Source organism: Silvania sp. (genome assembly GCF_051656365.1).
GTDB classification, from domain to species: Bacteria; Pseudomonadota; Gammaproteobacteria; order Enterobacterales; family Enterobacteriaceae; genus Enterobacter; species Enterobacter hatchlandensis.
On the sequence record NZ_JBOGBT010000097.1, the window covers coordinates 1 to 20,915 of the forward strand.

General features: G+C 56.9%; 19 protein-coding genes. 11 read left to right on the top strand and 8 right to left on the bottom strand.

What is annotated here, in order from left to right:
- Positions 1–36 precede the first annotated feature (36 nt).
- Both ysgD and corA read left to right on the top strand, forming a co-directional pair.
- Complete coding sequence (gene ysgD, locus ACRDD5_RS19445) at positions 37–180, top strand: YsgD/CorL family protein (protein ID WP_438677736.1); 144 nt, start codon at positions 37–39, stop codon at positions 178–180.
- A gap of 149 nt (positions 181–329) precedes the next feature.
- Entirely contained in the window at positions 330–1,280 is a 951-nt protein-coding gene (gene corA, locus ACRDD5_RS19450; RefSeq protein WP_271280665.1) for a magnesium/cobalt transporter CorA, read from the top strand.
- 37 nt (positions 1,281–1,317) lie between these two features.
- On the opposite strand, the gene rarD is transcribed toward corA, so the two are convergent.
- Positions 1,318–2,214, bottom strand: coding sequence for an EamA family transporter RarD (rarD, locus tag ACRDD5_RS19455; RefSeq protein WP_438677725.1), 897 nt, complete (start codon positions 2,212–2,214; stop codon positions 1,318–1,320).
- A 51-nt stretch (positions 2,215–2,265) separates the two neighbouring features.
- Positions 2,266–2,733 carry an acyl-CoA thioesterase YigI gene (gene yigI, locus ACRDD5_RS19460; RefSeq protein ID WP_271280663.1) on the bottom strand — a complete coding sequence of 156 codons (468 nt, stop codon included), beginning with the start codon at positions 2,731–2,733 and terminating at the stop codon, positions 2,266–2,268.
- A 158-nt stretch (positions 2,734–2,891) separates the two neighbouring features.
- Between yigI and pldA the strand changes: the two genes are divergently transcribed.
- The 3 genes from pldA (at position 2,892) to rhtC (ending at position 6,364) form a co-directional block, all read left to right on the top strand.
- Positions 2,892–3,761 carry a phospholipase A gene (pldA, locus tag ACRDD5_RS19465; protein ID WP_438677726.1) on the top strand — a complete coding sequence of 290 codons (870 nt, stop codon included), beginning with the start codon at positions 2,892–2,894 and terminating at the stop codon, positions 3,759–3,761.
- Positions 3,762–3,852: 91 nt separating this feature from the next.
- Positions 3,853–5,682 (top strand): ATP-dependent DNA helicase RecQ, encoded by a 1,830-nt coding sequence (recQ, locus tag ACRDD5_RS19470; protein ID WP_438677727.1) that lies wholly within the window; start codon positions 3,853–3,855, stop codon positions 5,680–5,682.
- 61 nt (positions 5,683–5,743) lie between these two features.
- A complete protein-coding gene (gene rhtC / locus ACRDD5_RS19475) occupies positions 5,744–6,364 on the top strand; it encodes a threonine export protein RhtC (RefSeq protein WP_271280660.1) in 621 nt (206 codons plus the stop codon).
- Here the strand turns inward: rhtC and rhtB are convergent.
- On the bottom strand, positions 6,361–6,981 hold the full coding sequence (rhtB, locus tag ACRDD5_RS19480) for a homoserine/homoserine lactone efflux protein (protein WP_271280659.1): 621 nt from the start codon (positions 6,979–6,981) through the stop codon (positions 6,361–6,363). The two genes, rhtC and rhtB, sit on opposite strands and share 4 nt — an antisense overlap.
- Before the next feature lie 109 nt (positions 6,982–7,090).
- Between rhtB and pldB the strand changes: the two genes are divergently transcribed.
- The 3 genes from pldB (at position 7,091) to ACRDD5_RS19495 (ending at position 9,891) form a co-directional block, all read left to right on the top strand.
- Positions 7,091–8,083 (top strand): lysophospholipase L2, encoded by a 993-nt coding sequence (pldB, locus tag ACRDD5_RS19485; protein ID WP_271280658.1) that lies wholly within the window; start codon positions 7,091–7,093, stop codon positions 8,081–8,083.
- Positions 8,084–8,108: 25 nt separating this feature from the next.
- Entirely contained in the window at positions 8,109–8,909 is an 801-nt protein-coding gene (gene yigL / locus ACRDD5_RS19490; protein WP_271280657.1) for a sugar/pyridoxal phosphate phosphatase YigL, read from the top strand.
- A gap of 82 nt (positions 8,910–8,991) precedes the next feature.
- A complete protein-coding gene (locus ACRDD5_RS19495; RefSeq protein WP_271280656.1) occupies positions 8,992–9,891 on the top strand; it encodes a carboxylate/amino acid/amine transporter in 900 nt (299 codons plus the stop codon).
- Here the strand turns inward: ACRDD5_RS19495 and metR are convergent.
- Positions 9,779–10,732, bottom strand: coding sequence for an HTH-type transcriptional regulator MetR (gene metR, locus ACRDD5_RS19500; protein ID WP_271280655.1), 954 nt, complete (start codon positions 10,730–10,732; stop codon positions 9,779–9,781). The two genes, ACRDD5_RS19495 and metR, sit on opposite strands and share 113 nt — an antisense overlap.
- Before the next feature lie 118 nt (positions 10,733–10,850).
- Between metR and metE the strand changes: the two genes are divergently transcribed.
- Positions 10,851–13,112 (top strand): 5-methyltetrahydropteroyltriglutamate--homocysteine S-methyltransferase, encoded by a 2,262-nt coding sequence (gene metE / locus ACRDD5_RS19505; RefSeq protein ID WP_271280654.1) that lies wholly within the window; start codon positions 10,851–10,853, stop codon positions 13,110–13,112.
- 23 nt (positions 13,113–13,135) lie between these two features.
- On the opposite strand, the gene ACRDD5_RS19510 is transcribed toward metE, so the two are convergent.
- The 4 genes from ACRDD5_RS19510 to ACRDD5_RS19525 all read right to left on the bottom strand — a co-directional run bounded on the left by ACRDD5_RS19510 (position 13,136) and on the right by ACRDD5_RS19525 (position 18,256).
- Positions 13,136–13,972, bottom strand: a complete 837-nt coding sequence (locus tag ACRDD5_RS19510) for a PRD domain-containing protein (RefSeq protein WP_438677728.1) — start codon at positions 13,970–13,972, stop codon at positions 13,136–13,138.
- A gap of 23 nt (positions 13,973–13,995) precedes the next feature.
- Positions 13,996–15,459 (bottom strand): glycoside hydrolase family 1 protein, encoded by a 1,464-nt coding sequence (locus ACRDD5_RS19515; protein ID WP_438677729.1) that lies wholly within the window; start codon positions 15,457–15,459, stop codon positions 13,996–13,998.
- Positions 15,459–17,270 (bottom strand): beta-glucoside-specific PTS transporter subunit IIABC, encoded by a 1,812-nt coding sequence (locus ACRDD5_RS19520; RefSeq protein ID WP_438677730.1) that lies wholly within the window; start codon positions 17,268–17,270, stop codon positions 15,459–15,461. Before ACRDD5_RS19520 ends, ACRDD5_RS19515 begins: the two co-directional genes overlap by 1 nt.
- Positions 17,271–17,449: 179 nt before the next feature.
- Complete coding sequence (locus tag ACRDD5_RS19525) at positions 17,450–18,256, bottom strand: dienelactone hydrolase family protein (protein ID WP_271280647.1); 807 nt, start codon at positions 18,254–18,256, stop codon at positions 17,450–17,452.
- 251 nt (positions 18,257–18,507) lie between these two features.
- Here ACRDD5_RS19525 and udp point away from each other — a divergent pair, with 251 nt between their 5' ends.
- Together udp and rmuC are read left to right on the top strand one after the other, a co-directional pair.
- Positions 18,508–19,269, top strand: a complete 762-nt coding sequence (gene udp, locus ACRDD5_RS19530) for a uridine phosphorylase (protein WP_271280646.1) — start codon at positions 18,508–18,510, stop codon at positions 19,267–19,269.
- A gap of 139 nt (positions 19,270–19,408) precedes the next feature.
- Positions 19,409–20,866, top strand: a complete 1,458-nt coding sequence (rmuC, locus tag ACRDD5_RS19535; protein ID WP_438677731.1) for a DNA recombination protein RmuC — start codon at positions 19,409–19,411, stop codon at positions 20,864–20,866.
- Positions 20,867–20,915: the final 49 nt, after the last annotated feature.

Sequence of the window (20,915 nt, forward strand, 5' to 3'; positions counted from 1 at the left end):
AATAATCTGCCAGGCTTATACGTTGAAGGGGATTTAATGCTCTTCAGCGTTCCCTTGCGTGTTGACGCCGCCGTGACTGCTGGCGTAACATGCGCGCACGATTACGCTAAGAGGACATTCGCCTTGGACACACCCAGTACATACTGGCTCAATTCCCTGTCATCCAGGAACAACTCCTAAGGCTATCTCCTCTTGCTGATGGCCTTAGTGGTTGTCAGCGATCTGTTTTTCCCATCGCTCTGAGTCAGGCTGTTTAATGGTCTGAAACCCAATTTGTTTCTGTGTGCCCACCGAACTGTCCGATATTTTTTGCATTGGGAGTCCCGGTCATGCTGAGCGCATTTCAACTGGAAAAAAACCGACTGATTCGGCTTGAAGCTGAAGAGTCACAGCCCCTCATTGATGCCGTATGGGTGGATCTGGTCGAACCGGACGACGACGAACGCCTGCGCGTACAATCTGAGCTCGGACAAAGCCTGGCAACCCGCCCGGAACTGGAAGACATCGAAGCATCCGCCCGTTTCTTCGAAGACGAAGACGGTCTGCACATTCACTCCTTTTTCTTCTTCGAAGATGCGGAAGATCACGCCGGTAACTCCACCGTCGCCTTCACCATTCGCGATGGTCGCCTGTTTACCCTGCGCGAGCGCGAGCTGCCTGCGTTCCGCCTGTACCGTATGCGCGCCCGTAGCCAGGCGATGGTCGACGGCAACGCGTATGAACTGCTGCTCGACCTGTTTGAAACCAAAATCGAACAGCTGGCGGATGAGATTGAAAATATCTACAGCGATCTGGAAAAGCTGAGCCGGGTGATCATGGAAGGGCATCAGGGCGATGAGTATGACGAAGCGCTCTCGACGCTGGCGGAACTGGAAGATATCGGCTGGAAAGTGCGCCTGTGTCTGATGGATACCCAGCGCGCGCTGAATTTCCTGGTGCGCAAGGCGCGACTGCCGGGTGGTCAGCTGGAGCAGGCGCGTGAGATCCTGCGCGATATCGAATCCCTGCTGCCGCACAACGAATCCCTGTTCCAGAAGGTGAACTTCCTGATGCAGGCGGCGATGGGCTTTATCAACATCGAGCAGAACCGCATTATCAAGATCTTCTCGGTGGTTTCAGTTGTGTTCCTGCCGCCAACGCTGGTGGCCTCGAGCTACGGGATGAACTTTGAGTTTATGCCGGAGCTGAGATGGAGCTTTGGCTACCCGGGTGCGATTGTGTTTATGGTCCTCGCGGGATTGGCCCCGTATCTGTACTTCAAGCGCCGCAACTGGCTTTGATCGTAATACCGGATGGCGAAGACGCCATCCGGTATTATCACAACCCTTTTCGCACCCTGCGTTGGGTATAAATTGCATCCGCAACAAATACCGCCAGTGCCACCCAGATAAAGCCAAACGTCACCATCTTATCCGCACCCGGCACTTCGCCGTAGAACATCACCGCCAGCAGGAACATCAACGTCGGGCCGATGTACTGGAAGAAGCCCAGCGTCGAGAGGCGCAGGCGCGTTGCCGCACCGGTAAAGCACAGCAATGGGATGGTGGTGACGATACCTGCCGCCATCAGCATCACGTTCAGGGTCCACGGGTTACTGCCCATATGGCTGGTGCTACTGTCGGCTATTCCGAACAGGTAAATGGCCGCCAGCGGCAGTAGCCACAGGGTTTCAAACAGCATTCCGGTTTGCGCTTCCACGGCGATTTTCTTGCGTACCAGGCCATAGAAGGCAAAGCTGAATGCCAGCCCCAGGGCGATGACCGGCAGCGAGCCAAAGGTCCAGAGCTGAATCAGCACGCCGCAGAGGGCAAGCAGCACCGCCATCCACTGCATCCGGCGGAAGCGCTCCCCGAGGAACAACATCCCCAGCACAATATTCACCAGCGGGTTAATGAAGTAGCCGAGGCTCGCTTCGAGCATGTGATGGTTGTTCACCGACCAGATAAACAGCAGCCAGTTGCCGCCAATCAGGACGGCTGAAAGGGCCAGCAGGAAGATTTTCTTCGGCGTTTGTAGCAGCTTTTTCACGCCTGACCACTGACGGCTGACGCTCATCAGCGCCACCATAAAGAAAAACGACCAGATCACGCGGTGGGTAAGAATTTCATCGGCGGGAACATAGTGAATCAGCTTGAAGTACGCCGGTGCGATACCCCAAATAAAATAAGCGGCGAGGGCGAGTAAAACGCCCTGCCGCGTCTGTTTAGCATCCATCAGGAAAATCCGTTACAAAAAAGTAACGCAATTTTACCCGATTTTACCGTCTCAACCCACCATATAAGTGGCGGTTGCGCTGGCGATGTAAACCTGCTCTTCGTTATGCAACTCCACGCGCGCCACCGCCACTTTGTTACCGGCGCGCAGCAGGCTGCTGCTGGCAGTGAAGCGATTGCCGCGGCCGGGGCGCAGATAATCGACGCGCAGATCGATAGTGCCCATTCGCGACAGGCGCTGGCGCAGTTCCTCTTCGTTAATGGTGTCGTGGCGGGTCAGGGTGCTCCCCACGCAGACCAGCCCGGCGGCCACGTCCAGCGCGGAGGCGATCACCCCGCCATGAAGAATGCTTTGCGCCCAATTGCCGACCATCATCGGCTGGTTGTTAAAGCTGAGCTGAGCAAAATCTTTCTCGTAGCGTTCCAGCTCCAGGCCCAGCGCACGGTTGAACGGCATGTGGTAGACGAAGATCTCGCCGACAAGCTTGAGCACTTGTTCGGCAGTAAGCGTGGCTGACATGGCACGTCACATCCTTTTTGTTAAGAGGATGTTGATTTTATTCCTCATTAATGTGAATTTCCACATTAGGAGCAGAGGTAAAGCCGCTAATCGTCAAATATGTTAAATTGATTCAAAATAATTCTTCATTAAAACGATTTTGCAGGAGAGCACCACCGATGCGGACGTATCTGGCCTGGTTCCTGGCAGCGGCTGCGCTGCCTTCTGTCACCTTTGCGCAGGACGCGAAAAATGTGGAGGTCAGTGATACCCCAGCCGTGCGCGGGAGCATTATCGCCAACCTGCTGGAGGAGCATGACAACCCGTTCACGCTCTATCCCTATGACAGCAATTACCTGATCTACACCGCCACCAGCGATCTCAATAAAGAAGCGATAAGCACCTATGACTGGGTCGACAATGCGCGTAAAGATGAGGTGAAATTCCAGCTGAGCCTCGCGTTCCCGCTGTGGCGCGGGATCCTCGGGCCCAACTCGCTGCTGGGTGGCTCCTACACGCAACGCTCCTGGTGGCAATTGTCCAACAGCGATGAGTCTTCACCGTTCCGTGAAACCAACTATGAACCGCAGCTGTTCCTCGGGTTCGCCACCGATTACTCGCTGGGCGGCTGGACGCTACGCGACGTGGAGTTTGGCTACAACCACCAATCCAACGGCCGCTCCGATCCCACTTCGCGCAGCTGGAACCGCCTCTATACCCGCCTGATGGCGCAAAACAATAACTGGATGGTCGAAGTCAAACCCTGGTATGTGATTGGCAATACCGACGATAACCCGGATATCACCAAATACATGGGTTACTACCAGCTGCGGGTCGGCTATCAGCTGGGCGAAGCGGTGCTCAGCGTGAAGGGGCAGTACAACTGGAACAGCGGCTACGGCGGGGCAGAAGTGGGAGTGAGCTACCCGCTAACCCGACACGTTCGCCTGTATACGCAGGTCTACAGCGGCTATGGCGAGTCGCTGATCGATTACAATTTCAATCAGACGCGCGTCGGCGTGGGCGTGATGCTGAACGATCTTTTCTAGCCTCCTCGAATGTTTTTGTCTTAAACGTTGAAGTTTCTCTCGCAGGCGCTGAAAATAGCGCCTGTTTTTATTTCAGGCAAATGGGGTTGATGTGGTGCAGGCGGAAGTTGTGAATCAGGAGTTGCTGGCTAAACAGGTTTTACATGAAACCTTTGGCTACCAGCAGTTTCGCCCGGGCCAGGAAACCATCATTAATGCTGCCCTGACCGGTCGCGATTGTCTGGTGGTCATGCCCACCGGCGGTGGCAAATCCTTATGCTATCAGGTGCCTGCGCTGGTACTGAATGGCCTGACCATCGTGGTATCGCCGCTGATCTCGCTGATGAAAGATCAGGTGGACCAGCTGCTGGCCAACGGCGTGTCGGCGGCCTGTCTGAACTCGACGCAAACCCGAGAGCAGCAGCAGGAGGTGATGGCCGGTTGCCGTAGCGGGCAGATCCGCCTGCTGTATATCGCGCCGGAACGTCTGATGCTGGATAACTTTCTTGAGCATCTGACGCACTGGAATCCGGTGCTGGTGGCGGTGGACGAAGCCCACTGTATTTCCCAGTGGGGACATGATTTCCGCCCGGAATATGCCGCCCTCGGCCAGCTGCGTCAGCGCTTCCCGGCCGTGCCGTTTATGGCGCTCACCGCCACCGCCGATGACACCACCCGTCTTGATATCGCGCGCCTGCTGGGGCTCGACGATCCGCTGATTCAGGTCAGCAGCTTCGATCGCCCGAACATTCGCTACATGCTGATGGAAAAGTTTAAGCCGCTGGATCAGCTCCTGCGCTACGTGCAGGAGCAGCGCGGCAAGTCGGGCATTATCTACTGTAACAGCCGGGCAAAAGTGGAAGACACCGCCGCCCGTCTGCAGAGTCGGGGTTTTAGCGCGGCGGCTTACCATGCCGGGCTGGAAAACCACATCCGTGCCGAGGTGCAGGAGAAGTTCCAGCGCGACGATCTGCAAATTGTGGTGGCGACCGTCGCCTTTGGTATGGGCATCAACAAACCGAACGTGCGCTTTGTGGTGCATTTCGACATTCCGCGCAATATCGAATCCTACTATCAGGAGACGGGCCGCGCCGGGCGTGATGGCCTGCCGGCCGAGGCGATGCTGTTTTACGATCCGGCCGATATGGCCTGGCTGCGCCGCTGCCTGGAAGAGAAGCCCGCCGGGGCGCTGCTGGATATTGAGCGGCATAAGCTCAATGCGATGGGCGCTTTTGCCGAGGCGCAAACCTGCCGCCGTCTGGTGCTGTTGAACTACTTTGGTGAAGGTCGCCAGGCGTCGTGCGGCAACTGCGATATCTGCCTCGACCCGCCCAAGCAGTACGATGGGCTGATGGACGCGCGTAAAGCGTTATCCACCATCGGACGCGTTAATCAGCGCTTTGGGATGGGTTACGTGGTGGAAGTGCTGCGCGGGGCGAATAACCAGCGTATCCGCGAGATGGGCCACGATAAGCTGCCGGTGTACGGTATTGGCAAAGAGAACAGCCACGAGCACTGGGTCAGCATTATCCGTCAGCTTATTCATCTGGGATTGGCTACGCAAAATATTGCCCAGCACTCTGCACTGCAGCTGACGGAAGCCGCCCGCCCGGTGCTGCGCGGCGTGGTAGAGCTGCAGCTTGCCGTACCGCGCGTGGTGGCCCTTAAGCCGCGCGTGATGCAGAAATCCTACGGCGGTAATTACGACCGCAAGCTGTTCGCCAAGCTGCGTAAGCTGCGCAAAGCCATTGCTGACGAAGAGAATATCCCGCCGTATGTGGTGTTCAACGACGCCACGCTGATTGAGATGGCCGAGCAGATGCCGCTCAGCGCCAGCGAAATGCTCAGCGTTAACGGTGTTGGTACCCGCAAGCTGGAGCGTTTTGGCAAAGAGTTTATGGCCCTTATTCGTTCCCATGCTGACGGTGATGATGAGGAGTAGTCAGCCGGGCGAAAAAGTGCCAGGATGATGACTCACTGAACTATTCCCCCGCGAGTTAATTATGTTAACCCTGTTTCTGACTGTGGCGCTGGTGCACATTGTGGCGCTGATGAGCCCTGGCCCCGACTTTTTCTTTGTCTCGCAAACGGCGGTAAGCCGTTCCCGTAAAGAGGCGATGATGGGCGTGCTGGGCATTACCCTCGGCGTCATGGTTTGGGCGGCGGTTGCGCTGCTTGGCCTGAACCTGATCCTCGAGAAAATGGCATGGCTGCATACCATCATTATGGTCGGCGGCGGTCTGTATCTGTGCTGGATGGGTTACCAGATGCTGCGCGGCGCGCTGAAGAAAGAGGACAGCACGGCAGCGGAACCGAAGGTGGAACTCGCGTCGGGCGGGCGGAGCTTTGTGAAAGGGCTGCTGACTAACCTCGCGAACCCAAAAGCGATTATCTATTTCGGGTCGGTCTTTTCCCTGTTCGTCGGCGACAGTGTGGGCGTCGGCGCGCGCTGGGGGATTTTCCTGCTGATCGTGCTGGAAACCTTCGCCTGGTTTACCGTGGTGGCCAGCCTGTTTGCGTTACCGTCGATGCGTCGCGGTTATCAACGACTGGCGAAGTGGATTGACGGCGTTGCCGGTGCGTTATTCACCGGCTTCGGTATTCATCTCATTCTGTCGCGCTAAGCATGCCGGGCTGAGGCCAACAGCGCCCCCACCAGCATAAACAGCGACCCGAACACTTTATTCAGGGCCTTCATCTGACGAGGCCCTTTAATCCATGTCGCAATCCGCGTTGCCAGCGTGGCATAGCCAATCATCACGATAATATCGACCACAATCGTCGTCACGCCGAGTACCGCGTACTGCGCGAGCTGGGGCTGATGCGGCACGATAAACTGCGGGAACAGGGCAGCAAGGAAGACGATGCTCTTCGGGTTAGTCAGGTTGACAAACACCGCGCGTTTAAACAGTCGACCCCGGCTTTGCGTCTGGGCCATCGTGTTCAGATCGATAGCGCCAGCGGCGCGCCACTGCTGAATTCCCAGCCAGATAAGATACGCCGCGCCCGCCCATTTCAGCACTTCAAAGGCCAGTACCGAACGGGAGAACAGCGTGCCCAGCCCTACGCCCACCAGCACAATATGAATGGCCAGCCCGGTCTGCAATCCGGCAATCGATGCCGCCGCGCCGCGATAGCCGTGATTCATCGCTGTGGTCATGGTGTTGATTGCCCCGGAGCCCGGGGAAAGGCTAAGGATGATGGATGTCAGCAGGTAAGCGAACCACCACTCTAAGGTCATTTGAAACTCCCGAATCGTCTATTTTTATGCCACAATACGCTAATGTTGAGTCATTTTGTGACCCGTCACGAAAAAACGATATTCCTTGGCTTACAGGTGCACAAATCCAATGTTTCAGCAGAAAACGGACTGGGAAACACGAGAAAAGGCATTTGCTGCTTTCTCCATGGGGCCACTGACCGATTTCTGGCGCCAGCGCGAAGAGGGCGGGTTCACGGGCGTTGATGATGTGCCGGTACGCTTTGTGCGTTTTCGGGCAGAAAGCCATGATTCGGTGATTGTTGTCTGCCCTGGGCGTATCGAAAGCTACGTGAAGTACGCCGAGCTGGCCTACGACCTTTTCCACCTCGGTTTTGACGTGCTGATTATCGATCACCGTGGTCAGGGGCGTTCCGGGCGCATGTTGTCCGATACGCACCGGGGCCATGTGAGTAAATTCAGCGATTACGTCGATGATTTTGCCGCCTTCTGGCAGCAGGAAGTGCAGCCCGGGCCGTGGCGAAAACGGTTTATTCTGGCGCACTCGATGGGGGGCGCGATTGCCACGCTGTTTTTGCAGCGTCATCCCCATCAGTGTGATGCCATTGCGCTGAGCGCCCCGATGTTTGGCATCGTAATGCGCCTGCCGGAGTGGATGGTACGCCATATTCTCGACTGGGCTGAGGGCCATCAGCGCGTTCGTGAAGGCTACGCCATTGGCACCGGACGCTGGCGTGCACTGCCGTTTGCCCTTAACGTGTTAACCCACAGTCGGCAGCGTTATCGTCGAAACCTGCGCTTTTACGCGGATGAACCCCGCTTACGCGTCGGCGGTCCAACTTACCACTGGGTGCGTGAAGGCATTCTGGCGGGGGAAGAGGCGCTGGCCGGCGCCGGTCAGGATGACACCCCGATGCTCTTGCTTCAGGCAGAAGAGGAGCAGGTAGTGGATAACCGCATGCACGAACGTTTTTGTGAACAGCGAGCCGCAGTCGGATACCCTTGTGACGGGGGTAAACCACTGGTCATAAACGGCGCGTACCATGAGATCCTTTTCGAAAAGGACGCCATGCGCTCAGTCGCACTCCACGCCATCGTCGATTTTTTCGACAGGCATAACTGATATTCACCAGAGGTTAAATTTTCCTATGTACCAGGTTGTCGCGTCTGACTTAGATGGCACGCTGCTCTCTCCCGACCACACCTTATCGCCTTACGCGAAAGAAACCTTAAAACTCCTGACTGCCCGCGGCGTGAATTTTGTCTTCGCGACGGGCCGCCATCACGTCGATGTGGGGCAGATCCGCGATAATCTGGAGATCAAATCCTACATGATCACCTCCAACGGTGCCCGCGTGCACGATCTGGACGGTAATCTGATCTTCACCCATAACCTCGATCGCGATATCGCCGCCGACCTGTTCGGCGTGGTGCACAACAATCCCGATATCATCACCAACGTTTATCGTGATGATGAATGGTTTATGAACCGCCACCGCCCGGACGAGATGCGTTTCTTTAAAGAAGCGGTCTTTAACTACGCCCTCTATGAGCCGGGTCTGCTGGAGCCAGAAGGTATCAGCAAAGTGTTCTTCACCACCGACACCCACGAAGCGCTGCTGCCGCTGGAGCAGGCGATCAATGCCCGCTGGGGCGATCGGGTTAACGTCAGCTTCTCCACGCTAACCTGTCTGGAAGTGATGGCGGGCGGGGTTTCCAAAGGCCATGCGCTGGAAGCGGTCGCCAAACGCCTGGGCTTTAGCCTGCAGGATTGCATCGCGTTTGGTGACGGCATGAACGACGCCGAAATGCTGTCGATGGCGGGTAAAGGCTGCATCATGGAAAACGCGCACCAGCGCCTGAAAGATCTTCACCCGGAGCTCGAAGTGATTGGCACCAATGGCGACAACGCCGTACCGAGTTACCTGCGTAAGCTGTTCCTTGAATAATCTTCATTTGGTTATTTAGCGTTCAGTTGTCAACTGAAGAGTTCGCTACAATGCCTGTCCTTCTTCCTGAGAGACAAGCATTGTGGCGCTACTCATTATCACCACTATTCTGTGGGCCTTCTCGTTCAGTCTGATCGGTGAATACCTTGCCGGGCACGTGGACAGCTACTTTTCGGTGCTGATGCGTGTCGGATTGGCGGCCCTGGTGTTTCTGCCGTTTCTGCGCCTGCGCGGGCAAACGCTGAAAACCATTTCGCTGTACATGCTGGTGGGCGCTATGCAGCTCGGCATCATGTATCTGTTCAGCTTCCGCGCTTACGTTTACCTGTCGGTATCGGAATTCCTGCTGTTTACCGTGCTGACGCCGCTGTATATCACTCTGATCTACGATCTGATGAGTAAACGCCGTCTGCGCTGGGGCTACCTGCTGAGTGCGGCGCTGGCGGTGGCAGGTGCGGCCATCATTCGTTATGACAAAGTGAGCGATCATTTCTGGACCGGACTGATGTTCGTCCAGCTCGCCAACATCAGCTTTGCCATCGGCATGGTGGGCTATAAGCGGTTGATGGAGATCCATCCGATGCCGCAGCACAACGCCTTTGCCTGGTTCTATATGGGAGCGCTTATTGTCGCGGTCGTGGCGTGGTTTATGCTGGGCAATCCGCAAAAACTGCCGACCACCACGGTACAGTGGAGCGTGCTGATCTGGCTGGGTGTGGTCGCTTCCGGGCTGGGATACTTTATGTGGAACTACGGCGCCACGCAGGTGGACGCCGGTACGCTTGGGATCATGAACAACGTTCACGTCCCGGCTGGCCTGCTGGTGAACCTGGCGATCTGGCAGGAACAACCCCACTGGCCGAGCTTTATTATTGGGGGGACGGTGATCCTGGCTTCACTGTGGGTGCATCGCCGTTGGGTCGCTCCGCGCTCCGCACAAACGGCAGATGGTCGCAAGCGTGATTCCGCGCTGAGCGAATAAAGGCCTCGGTAACCGGTTGGCGCTGCTCGCCATCGCGCACGGCGGAGTACAACCGGCTCCACAATCCCTCGCCCAGGGTTTTGGTCACCACCAGACCCTGGCGTTCAAAGCTCTCAACCACCCAGTGGGGCAGCGCCGCAATCCCCATTCTCGCCGCCACCATCTGCACCAGCAGCAGGGTGTTATCCACGCTTTTCAGCTGTGGGTTGATGCCTGCCGGCTGTAAAAAGTGACGCCAGATATCGAGGCGACTGCGCTGAACCGGGTAGATCAGTAGCGTTTCGGTAGCCAGATCTTCCGGCGTCACGCGCGTTTTTGCCGCCAGCGGATGGTCCGGAGCCAACACCAGCCGCACTTCATAATCAAACATCGGCGAATAGTGCAGACCGCTGCGCGGCAGAATATCTGAGGTCATCACCAGGTCCAGCTCGCCCTGCGTCAGGGAGGGCTGCGGATCGAAGGTCACGCCCGATTTAAAGTCCATCTCCACTTGCGGCCAGTTCTGGCGGAAATTCTCAAGCGCCGGGGTCAGCCACTGAATACAGCTGTGACACTCAATGGCGATGCGCAGCCGCGTTTGCTGTGGTTCGTTGCACGCCTGCAGCGCGCTGGCGATCTGCGGCAGCACCTGATTCGCCAGCTGGAGCAACACTTCGCCCTGCGGCGTAAAGCGCAGCGGCTGGCTTTTGCGCACAAACAGACGGAAGCCAAGGCGTTGTTCCAGATCGCTGAACTGGTGAGAAAGGGCGGACTGGGTCTGGTGCAGCGTAGCTGCCGCCGCTGCGAGTGAACCGCAGTTCCGTAACGCCTGGAGCGTTTTCAGGTGTTTTATCTCGATCATGAAAGTCCTTCACTTCGCCATGAACAATTTGCGCTTGAGGAATATACAGTAACTGCCAATTATAGATGTGTAAACATCTGGATGGCTAAATCCTAAAAATTCCACAAGGGGCAACACGATGACAATTATTAATCACACTCTTGGTTTTCCTCGCGTTGGTCTGCGTCGCGAACTGAAAAAAGCACAAGAAAGCTATTGGGCTGGCAATGCCAGCCGTGAAGAACTGCTGGCGGTAGGCCGCGAGTTGCGCGCCCGTCACTGGGATCAGCAGAAGCAGGCTGGCGTGGATCTGCTGCCGGTGGGTGATTTCGCCTGGTACGACCATGTTCTGACCACCAGCCTGCTGCTGGGCAACGTGCCGGCTCGTCATCAGAACAGCGACGGATCGGTGGATATCGACACTCTGTTCCGCCTTGGCCGCGGTCGTGCGCCGAGCGGTGAGCCCGCTGCCGCCGCTGAAATGACCAAGTGGTTTAACACCAACTACCACTACATGGTGCCGGAGTTTGTTAAAGGCCAGCAGTTCAAACTGACCTGGACCCAGCTGCTGGATGAAGTGGACGAAGCGCTGGCGCTGGGCCACAAGATTAAGCCTGTGCTGCTGGGTCCGGTAACTTACCTGTGGCTGGGCAAAGTGAAGGGTGAGCAGTTTGACCGTCTGAGCCTGCTGAACGATATCCTGCCGGTCTACCAGCAGGTGCTGGGTGAGCTGGCGAAACGCGGCGTTGAGTGGGTGCAAATCGACGAACCTGCGCTGGTGCTGGAGCTGCCGCAAGCGTGGCTGGACGCGTTCCAACCAGCGTATGACGCGCTGACCGGTCAGGTGAAGCTGCTGCTGACCACCTATTTCGAAGGCGTAACGCCGAATCTTGATACCATTACTGCACTGCCGGTGCAGGGTCTGCACGTGGACCTCGTTCACGGCAAAGATGATGTGGCTGAACTGCATAACCGTCTGCCAGCCGACTGGCTGCTCTCTGCCGGCCTGGTGAACGGGCGTAACGTCTGGCGTGCGGATCTGACCGAGAAATACGCCCAGATTAAAGATATCGTCGCTCTTCGTGATCTGTGGGTGGCTTCTTCCTGCTCCCTGCTGCACAGCCCGATCGACCTGAGTGTCGAAACCCGTCTGGATGCAGAAGTGAAGAGCTGGTTTGCCTTCGCCCTGCAAAAATGTGAAGAGCTGGCTCTGCTGCGCGATGCCCTGAACAGCGGCGACACGGCGGCGATTACCGAATGGAGCGTCCCGATTCAGGCCCGTCGTCACTCCACGCGCGTTCACAATGCGGCAGTCGAACAACGTCTGGCGGCCATCACCGCCCAGGATAGCCAGCGTGAAAACGCCTACGAAGTACGTGCACAAGCCCAGCGTGCGCGCTTCAACCTGCCAGCGTGGCCAACCACCACTATCGGTTCTTTCCCGCAGACCACCGAGATCCGCGGCCTGCGTCTGGACTTCAAAAAGGGTAACCTCGATGCGCGCAACTACCGCACCGGCATTGCCGAACATATCAAGCAGGCGATTGCTGAGCAGGAGCGCTTAGGTCTGGACGTGCTGGTACACGGTGAAGCCGAGCGTAACGACATGGTGGAATACTTTGGTGAACACCTGGACGGCTTCGTCTTCACTCAGAACGGTTGGGTGCAAAGCTACGGCTCCCGCTGCGTGAAGCCGCCGGTGGTTATCGGCGACGTCAGTCGTCCGGAAGCGATTACCGTGGAGTGGGCGAAGTACGCCCAGTCCCTGACCGACAAGCCGGTGAAAGGCATGCTGACCGGTCCGGTGACCATTCTCTGCTGGTCCTTCCCGCGTGAAGATGTCACCCGCGAAACCATTGCGAAGCAGATTGCCCTGGCGTTGCGTGATGAAGTGGCCGATCTGGAAGCCGCAGGTATCGGCATCATCCAGATTGACGAACCGGCGCTGCGCGAAGGCCTGCCGCTGCGTCGCAGCGACTGGGATGCTTATCTGGCGTGGGGCGTGGAAGCCTTCCGTATCAACGCCGCAGTGGCGAAAGATGACACTCAGATCCACACCCACATGTGTTACTGCGAATTCAACGACATCATGGATTCCATTGCGGCGCTGGATGCGGACGTCATTACCATTGAGACCTCGCGCTCGGACATGGAGCTGCTGGAGTCGTTCGAAGAGTTCGACTACCCGAACGAAATCGGGCCGGGCGTGTACGACATCCACTCCCCGAACGTCCCGAGCGTGGAATGGATTGAAGCCCTGCTGGAAAAAGCGGCGCAGCGTATCCCGGCAGAGCGTCTGTGGGTTAACCCGGACTGCGGCCTGAAAACACGCGGCTGGCCGGAAACCCTAAGCGCGCTGGCGAACATGGTAAAAGCAGCGCAGAACCTGCGTCAGGCGTGATGTGAAATTGCCGGGTGCCCGGCCTATGCCTGGCCATCCATCAACCGGCTAATATGAATACTCAACCAGGTCAGCTCATCTTTCGGTAAGGTGAGCTGATATTTTTCCTGCACATAGTCGCGGATCACCCAGGCGACGGTCATCGCATCCGGGCGGTGGCGCATCAGCTCCTGATAAAAATCCTCGGTCTCGCTGACCACAATTTTCCCGGTTAACACCCGCTCGGCGAAATAACGCAGATGGGTAATAAATCGCATATAGTTCACCGACCCGGTATCAATGGCTTTACTCAGCTTGTAACGCACGATTTCAGCGATGCGGTTCACCAGCTCAACCTGCTGGTGGGCGGTACTGTCATCGGTCTGACTGCTGGCATTAATCAGGTGGAAGGCGATATTCACGGCTTCGTCTTCCGGCAGCTCAACTGCAAACAGCGCATTCACTTTTAATCGCGCCTGCATGCCCACGCTATGCTCTTGCGGGTAGTAGCGCTTTACCTCCCAGCTCAGCTTATTGAGGATCAACTGCCCGCTACGGCTGCGCTCTACGGCAAAATGCAGGTGCTCGGCAAGGGTAAACAGCAGCACCGAATTGAGCTTGTCGCCACATACGCTGCGCGCAAGCGTCAGAATATCGTGGCTGACATCGAAGAATGTCGCAGGAATAGTATCCGTCAGCGATAAAAAGTGGCGGGATTTGAGATCGCTCAGTGGCAGGAAGACTTTCTCAACCTGTGCCAAATCGATACTGGTGCCCGGTTTTGCGCCAAAGCCAATACCTTTGCCAAACAGAATCATCTCGCGCTGGTCGTTGTCGACCAGCAGCATGCTGTTGTTAAGCGATTTTTTTATCGTTATCACGTCTATTCCTGCGGCCGGGCCGTTTAGCTCATGTCAGCGCCATTGCTGGCAATTACTCTCTGGTACCACCAGAAGGAGTCTTTTTTCAGGCGCTTGCACGTACCGTTGCCTTCGTCATCCTGGTCGACGTAGATAAAGCCGTAGCGTTTGGACATCTGTGAGGTGCCCGCGCTGATAATGTCGATACAGCCCCAGGTGGTGAATCCCATCACATCCACCCCTTCATTGATAGCTGCCAACGTTTGTTCGAAGTGGGCGCGGAAATAGTCGATACGGTAGCTATCGTGAATTTTTCCGCCCTCCACTGTGTCTTTGGCTCCCAGCCCGTTTTCCACGATAAACAGCGGTTTTTGATAGCGATCGTACAGCTCGAGCAGGGAGATCTTCAGCCCCACCGGGTCAATCTGCCAGCCCCATTCGGACGCAGGCAGGTAGGGGTTTTTCACCCCGAGAATGGTGTTGCCTGGGATACGCTCCACATCCGGCTGGGTCGATTCGGTCAGCGACATGTAGTAGCTAAAGGAGACGAAGTCGACGGTGTGATCCTTTAAAATACGCTGATCGTCGGCCTGCATGTCGATCTGAATATCCCGGCTGGCCAGATCGCGCAGGATCAGCGGCGGATATTCGCCAAATACCTGCACGTCGGCATAGAAGTAGTTCTCCAGATTCTTCTTCAGCGTGGCTTCGACGTCCTCCGGGCGGCAGCTGTGCGGATAGGTGGTGAGCTTGGTTAGCATGCAGCCCACCTGGCTGCCCGGGATAATGTCGTGGCAGTCGCGGGTGACCAGCGCAGAGGCCACAAACTGGTGGTGGAGGCCCTGATAAATGTCCTGTTTTGCTTTGCCTGGCAGGCTTTTCTCTTCGCGGATGCCCGCAGTGGTAAACGGATGCCGATGAATACTGTCGATTTCGTTAAAGGTCAACCAGTAGCGTACCAGCTCTTTATAGCGCTCGAAGCAGACCTTACTGAAGCGTACAAACGCATCCACCACGTTGCGGTGCACCCAGCCGTTGTATTTTTCGCTCAGCGCCAGCGGCATCTCATAGTGGGAGAGCGTGACCAGCGGCTCAATGTTGTGACGACGCAGCTCGCGGAACATATCTTCATAATATTGCAGACCCGCCTCGTTCGGCGCGGCATCTTCGCCGGTCGGGAAAATGCGCGACCAGGCAATTGAGACGCGCAGCACCTTAAAGCCCATTTCGGCGAACAGGGCAATGTCATCTTTGTAGTGGTGATAAAAATCAATGCCGCGACGTTTGGGGTACAGCGCGTCATTTTTGCCCTCGAAGGCATCGCGGATGTTCTCATCGGTCAGCGCCATGTGGCCGTCATAGTCTTTCAGCGACAGATTGGGTTTCCAGGTGATGGCGTCAGCCACTGACGGTCCTTTGCCGTCAACGTTCCATGCCCCTTCGGCCTGATTAGCGGCAATCGCGCCGCCCCATAAAAAACCTTGCGGAAACGGGAGGGATTTATCCATTACACGGACTCCTTAAGTGTCATGATGATATGCGGATGGGAAGTTTTTTTGTCGGTACTGCCTGGTGTCAGCGAGAATCGTTCGCCGTTAGTGACGACCATCATCACCACCGGATCGAGGCCCGCCGCGGTGATGGTGTCGAGGGAAAACTCAATTAAGGTGTCGCCGGTTTTTACCTGCTGGCCCTCTTTTACGCGGGGATCGAAGCCTTCGCCCTGCAGCTTGATGGTGTCGATGCCAATATGGAAAATCAGCTCAACGCCCGAATCGGTGAGCAGGCTCAGCGCGTGGCCGCTTTCAAATATGTTCACGACTGTGCCGTCCGCCGGGGCGCGCAGCACGCCCTGCGAGGGAATAATGGCGATACCGTCGCCCATGATTTTGCGCGAAAACACGTCGTCGTTAACGGTCTCCAGAGGAACGATTTGCCCTTCAACCGGGCGGGTAAAGGTCAGCTCATCCTCTTTTTCGACCGCTTTATCCCGCCACAGCAGCAGGGCGCTGATAAAGGCGATAACAAACGACAGCCCTGCCCCGGCAAAGGCCCAGACGATATTCAGTGGATTATCCGGTGAGACAAACATGGAGATACTGGCAAGCCCTGGGCCTACCAGCGCGAAGGCTTCGATTGCCATCCAGCCGATAAATGCCCCGCCAACCACACTGCCCAGAATCACGCTGTAGAGCGCCTTTTTGTTCAGCAGCGTCACGCCATACAGTGCCGGTTCGGTAATGCCGAACAGGGCAGAAATCCCGGCCGAAAAGGCGGTGGACTTCAGCACCTTGTCTTTACTTTTAAGCGCGATCGCCAGGCAGGCACCCGATTCAGCAATGTTATGCGCCAGGGAAGCGGGCAGGTAGAGCAGCTCCCGGCCAAATTGGCTCATCGAGGCCACGGCGTAAGGCAGCATCGGTTTGTGCATCCCGGCGGCAACCATAAAGGGCAGGGCAGCGGCGAGCAGGCCGGTCGCGACAAAACCGAGCTTGCCATACAGCCACAGGATCACAGTCGCCAGCCCGGCCCCCAGTTCGTAGCCCAGCGGCCCAAGAATCAGCAGCGTGACCGGAACCGTGACCAGCAGGGAGAGCATCGGCGACAGAAAAATACGCAGCGCGCCCGGCGAATAGCGGTTAAACAGCTTTTCCGTCTGGGCATAAAACAGCACGCAGAGGATGGCCGGGAACACCTGCGAGGCGTAGGCCACATTGCGCAGGTCGAACGACATAAACTGCGCCCCGTCCGCCAGCTGTTTGGTCATCGCTGGCAGTACCATCACCGCCACCGCCGAGACTGCCACCAGCACGTTCACTTTCAGTTTGGTCGCCGTGGTGATCGCCACCAGAACCGGCAGGAAATAGAGCGGGGCCGAGCCGATGTTATCCAGCACCTTGTAGGTGGAGCTGTCGCGACTGAGCCAGCCCAGCACGTCCAGCAGCAGCAGGAGCGATTTCAGCACGCCGCCGCCAGCGATTGCTGGCACCAGCGGCTGGAACACGCTGATCACAAAATCCACGACCTGCGCACCGCGGCTGGGCCGGGTGGTCACCTGCGGCGCGTTGGCCTGCGGCTCACCCGCCAGCGAGCGTACGGCCTCGAAAACCTGTACCACCTCGTGGCCAATAATCACCTGGCACTGCACGTTAACCCGCACGCCCAGCACACCGTCGATTTTTGCCAGCGCGGCCTCGTTAACCTTGCCGTTGTCATACAGGCTCAGTCGCAGCCGGGTGGAGCAGTGTTCGATATGTTCGATATTTTCAGCGCCACCCACCTGGGTGATGATATCCAGCGCAGTCTGCAAGTGATTCATGTCTGGCCCCTGTCTCCAGAGCAAAAAAAAAGACCTGAAGCCCATCTCCCCCTGGAAGGGGAGATGGGCTTCAGGTCTTGCCTACGGATCGTAGTTACACGCCTGTGCTTTTTATATCGACCAAATTGCGCCTGAAAGTCAAACAACCGCTGCGCCTGAGCGCGCGAATTGTGAGCAGCTTAACTCTTTTTCGCGCCGTACTGGCTAAACCACGCCAGCATGCGCTGCCAGCCATCTTTCGCCGATTCCTGGTGATAGCTCGGACGATAGTCGGCGTTAAAAGCATGTCCTGCACCGGGATAGACTACAATGTCTGCCGTCGCGTTTGCCGCACGCAGGGCATGGCGCATGGTCTCAACGGTATCCTGCGGTATCCCGGTATCCTCGGCGCCATACAGCCCCAGCACCGGCGCGTTTAAATCGGTTGCGATATCTACCGGATGCTTTGGTGAATTCAGCGTTTTTTCACCGACCAGCTTGCCGTACCACGCCACGGCCGCCTTAAGCTGCGGGTTGTGGGCGGCATACAGCCAGCTGATGCGCCCGCCCCAGCAGAAGCCGGTTGCCAGCAGGCGATGCGGGTCACCACCGTTGCGCGACGCCCAGTTCGCCACGTGATCGAGATCCGCCAGCACCTGCGCATCCGGCACTTTCGTCACCAGATTGCTGAACAGGGTCGGGATATCGCTGTAGTCATTCGGATCGCCCTGGCGGAAATAGAGCTCAGGCGCCACCGCCAGATAGCCTTCCAGTGCCAGACGGCGGCACAGGTCGCGAATGTGCTCGTGCACACCGAAAATTTCCTGAATCACCATGACGATCGGCAGGCTACCCTCCACATGCTGAGGGCGAGCATAGTAAGCGGGCATATTATCGCCCTGGGTCGGAATAGAGGTTTCTCCGGCGTTGATCGCCTCGTCGGGCGTGGTCACGACGGTGCTGACCTCGGGGCCAGCAGCAGGTGCAAATCCAGTTTTTTCAGTCATGGCATTCTCCGTACCAATTAGCGCAAAGGTAAATATAGTCCGCAGGTAATGAATTCACAGTGCCCGAAACAGTCTATCTTTTGTGCAGCGGATGGCGATATAACATTGTTAATGTGATGTGAATCACCATTTCATGGTAATTATATGCAATCAATTTCATTCATGGTGATATCCGTCACGAAAAGAAGCCAGGTGCTTCGGTAAAGTACCGTTTTACTTCTGCTGACAACCCGATCCACAGAGGAGTTCTTATGTCTAAGTCTGATGTTTTTCATCTCGGCCTCACTAAAAATGATTTACAAGGGGCCCAGCTCGCTATCGTCCCTGGCGATCCAGAGCGTGTGGAAAAGATCGCCGCGCTGATGGATAAGCCGGTTAAGCTGGCATCACATCGTGAATTCACCACCTGGCGCGCTGAGCTGGACGGCAAAGCGGTGATCGTCTGTTCTACCGGTATCGGTGGCCCGTCGACCTCTATTGCCGTTGAAGAGCTGGCCCAACTGGGTATTCGCACCTTCCTGCGTATCGGGACGACCGGCGCTATTCAGCCGCACATCAACGTCGGCGACGTGCTGGTGACCACGGCGTCTGTTCGTCTGGACGGCGCGAGCCTGCACTTTGCACCGATGGAATTCCCGGCGGTGGCTGACTTTGAGTGCACCACCGCACTGGTTGAAGCGGCGAAATCCGTAGGTGCCACCACCCACGTTGGCGTGACGGCGTCCTCTGATACCTTCTACCCAGGCCAGGAGCGCTACGACACCTTCTCCGGTCGCGTGGTAAACCGTTTTAAAGGCTCGATGGAAGAGTGGCAGTCCATGGGCGTGATGAACTATGAAATGGAATCCGCAACGCTGCTGACCATGTGCGCCAGCCAGGGCCTGCGTGCCGGTATGGTGGCGGGCGTGATCGTCAACCGCACCCAGCAGGAGATCCCGAACGCGGAGACCATGAAGAAGACCGAAAGCCACGCGGTGAAAATCGTGGTGGAAGCGGCTCGCCGCCTGCTGTAATTTCGTTCTCCCTTCGACAAAGGCCGACCTGTTCGGCCTTTTTCTTTGCGCAGCGCCTCGCAGAAAACCCCTTTCAAACTGGACGTTTATACAGCACAATTCTATTTTGTGCGGGTAATAGCTTGATACCGGGGGCGTTGTGGATATCTCTATCTTAATTTATGCCGTTATTGCGTTGGTCAGCGTCGGCGTGGGCTGGCTGATGGCCAGCTATCAACATGCGCAGCAAAAGGCCGATCAGCTGGTTGAGCGTGAAGAGATGGTGGCCGACCTGAGCGCGCTTAAACAGCAAACGGCCCAGAGCGGGCACTGGCGCGACGAGTGCGAGTTGCTCAACAACGAGCTGCGCAATCTGCGGGATATCAACACCTCGCTGGAAGCCGACCTGCGCGAAGTCACCACCCGGCTGGAGTCGACGCAACTGCATGCAGAAGACAAAATCCGGCAGATGATCAACTGCGAGCAGCGGCTGAGCGAGCAGTTCGAAAACCTGGCGAACCGTATCTTTGAGCACAGCAATCGCCGCGTCGATGAGCAAAATCGCCAGAGCCTGAATGGCCTGCTGACGCCCCTGCGCGAACAGCTGGACGGCTTTCGTCGCCAGGTGCAGGACAGCTTTGGTCAGGAATCGCGGGAGCGGCACACCCTGGCCCATGAAATTCGTAATCTCCAGCAGCTGAATGCCCAGATGGCGCAGGAGGCGGTCAACCTGACCCGGGCGCTGAAAGGCGACAATAAAACCCAGGGCAACTGGGGGGAAGTGGTCCTGACCCGCGTGCTTGAGGCCTCCGGCCTGCGTGAAGGCCATGAGTATCAGACGCAGGTCAGCATTGAAACCGAGACCCGCTCGCGCATGCAGCCGGACGTTATCGTCCGTTTGCCGCAGGACAAAGACGTGGTTATCGATGCCAAGATGACGCTGGTGGCCTACGAGCGTTACTTCAATGCGGAAGATGACTACACCCGCGAGGCGGCGCTGCAGGAGCATATTGCTTCGGTGCGAAACCACATCCGCCTGCTGGGGCGCAAAGATTATCAGCAGCTCCCAGGGTTACGCTCGCTGGATTACGTCCTGATGTTCATACCGGTCGAACCGGCCTTTTTACTGGCGCTGGATCGCCAGCCGGAGCTGATCTCCGAGGCGTTGAAAAATAATATTATGCTGGTCAGCCCCACCACGTTGCTGGTGGCCCTGCGCACCATTGCTAATTTGTGGCGCTACGAGCACCAGAGCCGTAATGCGCAGCAGATTGCCGATCGCGCCAGCCGGCTTTACGACAAAATGCGCCTGTTTGTTGATGACATGTCCTCGGTAGGCCAAAGCCTTGACCGCGCACAGGATAACTATCGCCAGGCAATGAAAAAGCTGACGTCCGGGCGGGGAAACCTGCTGGCGCAGGCCGAATCGTTCCGCACTCTCGGCGTGGAGGTGAAGCGCGAGATTAATCCGGAATTGGTGGAACAGGCGCTCGCGCAGGATGACGAGTATCGTTTGCGAGAAGCGACAGGTGCTCAAAATAGAGACAATAAAGACAGGGTGTTAGCGGATCCACACCCGCCAGCCGCAGCCGTGGATCGTTATTCCCAGGGTGGTTGAATCGTAGGGCAAATGCGCCCAATCTGTTACACTTCTTGAACATTTGACT

Excerpts from the sequence above, each read along its gene's own strand:
- metE (WP_271280654.1), top strand. The coding sequence starts at position 10,851 with ATGACAATTATTAATCACACTCTTGGTTTTCCTCGCGTTGGTCTGCGT.
- rarD (WP_438677725.1), bottom strand. The coding sequence starts at position 2,214 with ATGGATGCTAAACAGACGCGGCAGGGCGTTTTACTCGCCCTCGCCGCT.
- ACRDD5_RS19515 (WP_438677729.1), bottom strand. The coding sequence starts at position 15,459 with ATGGATAAATCCCTCCCGTTTCCGCAAGGTTTTTTATGGGGCGGCGCG.
- ACRDD5_RS19525 (WP_271280647.1), bottom strand. The coding sequence starts at position 18,256 with ATGACTGAAAAAACTGGATTTGCACCTGCTGCTGGCCCCGAGGTCAGC.
- metR (WP_271280655.1), bottom strand. The coding sequence starts at position 10,732 with ATGATCGAGATAAAACACCTGAAAACGCTCCAGGCGTTACGGAACTGC.
- yigI (WP_271280663.1), bottom strand. The coding sequence starts at position 2,733 with ATGTCAGCCACGCTTACTGCCGAACAAGTGCTCAAGCTTGTCGGCGAG.
- ACRDD5_RS19520 (WP_438677730.1), bottom strand. The coding sequence starts at position 17,270 with ATGAATCACTTGCAGACTGCGCTGGATATCATCACCCAGGTGGGTGGC.
- pldB (WP_271280658.1), top strand. The coding sequence starts at position 7,091 with ATGTTTCAGCAGAAAACGGACTGGGAAACACGAGAAAAGGCATTTGCT.
- corA (WP_271280665.1), top strand. The coding sequence starts at position 330 with ATGCTGAGCGCATTTCAACTGGAAAAAAACCGACTGATTCGGCTTGAA.
- ysgD (WP_438677736.1), top strand. The coding sequence starts at position 37 with ATGCTCTTCAGCGTTCCCTTGCGTGTTGACGCCGCCGTGACTGCTGGC.
- rhtB (WP_271280659.1), bottom strand. The coding sequence starts at position 6,981 with ATGACCTTAGAGTGGTGGTTCGCTTACCTGCTGACATCCATCATCCTT.
- yigL (WP_271280657.1), top strand. The coding sequence starts at position 8,109 with ATGTACCAGGTTGTCGCGTCTGACTTAGATGGCACGCTGCTCTCTCCC.
- rhtC (WP_271280660.1), top strand. The coding sequence starts at position 5,744 with ATGTTAACCCTGTTTCTGACTGTGGCGCTGGTGCACATTGTGGCGCTG.
- udp (WP_271280646.1), top strand. The coding sequence starts at position 18,508 with ATGTCTAAGTCTGATGTTTTTCATCTCGGCCTCACTAAAAATGATTTA.
- pldA (WP_438677726.1), top strand. The coding sequence starts at position 2,892 with ATGCGGACGTATCTGGCCTGGTTCCTGGCAGCGGCTGCGCTGCCTTCT.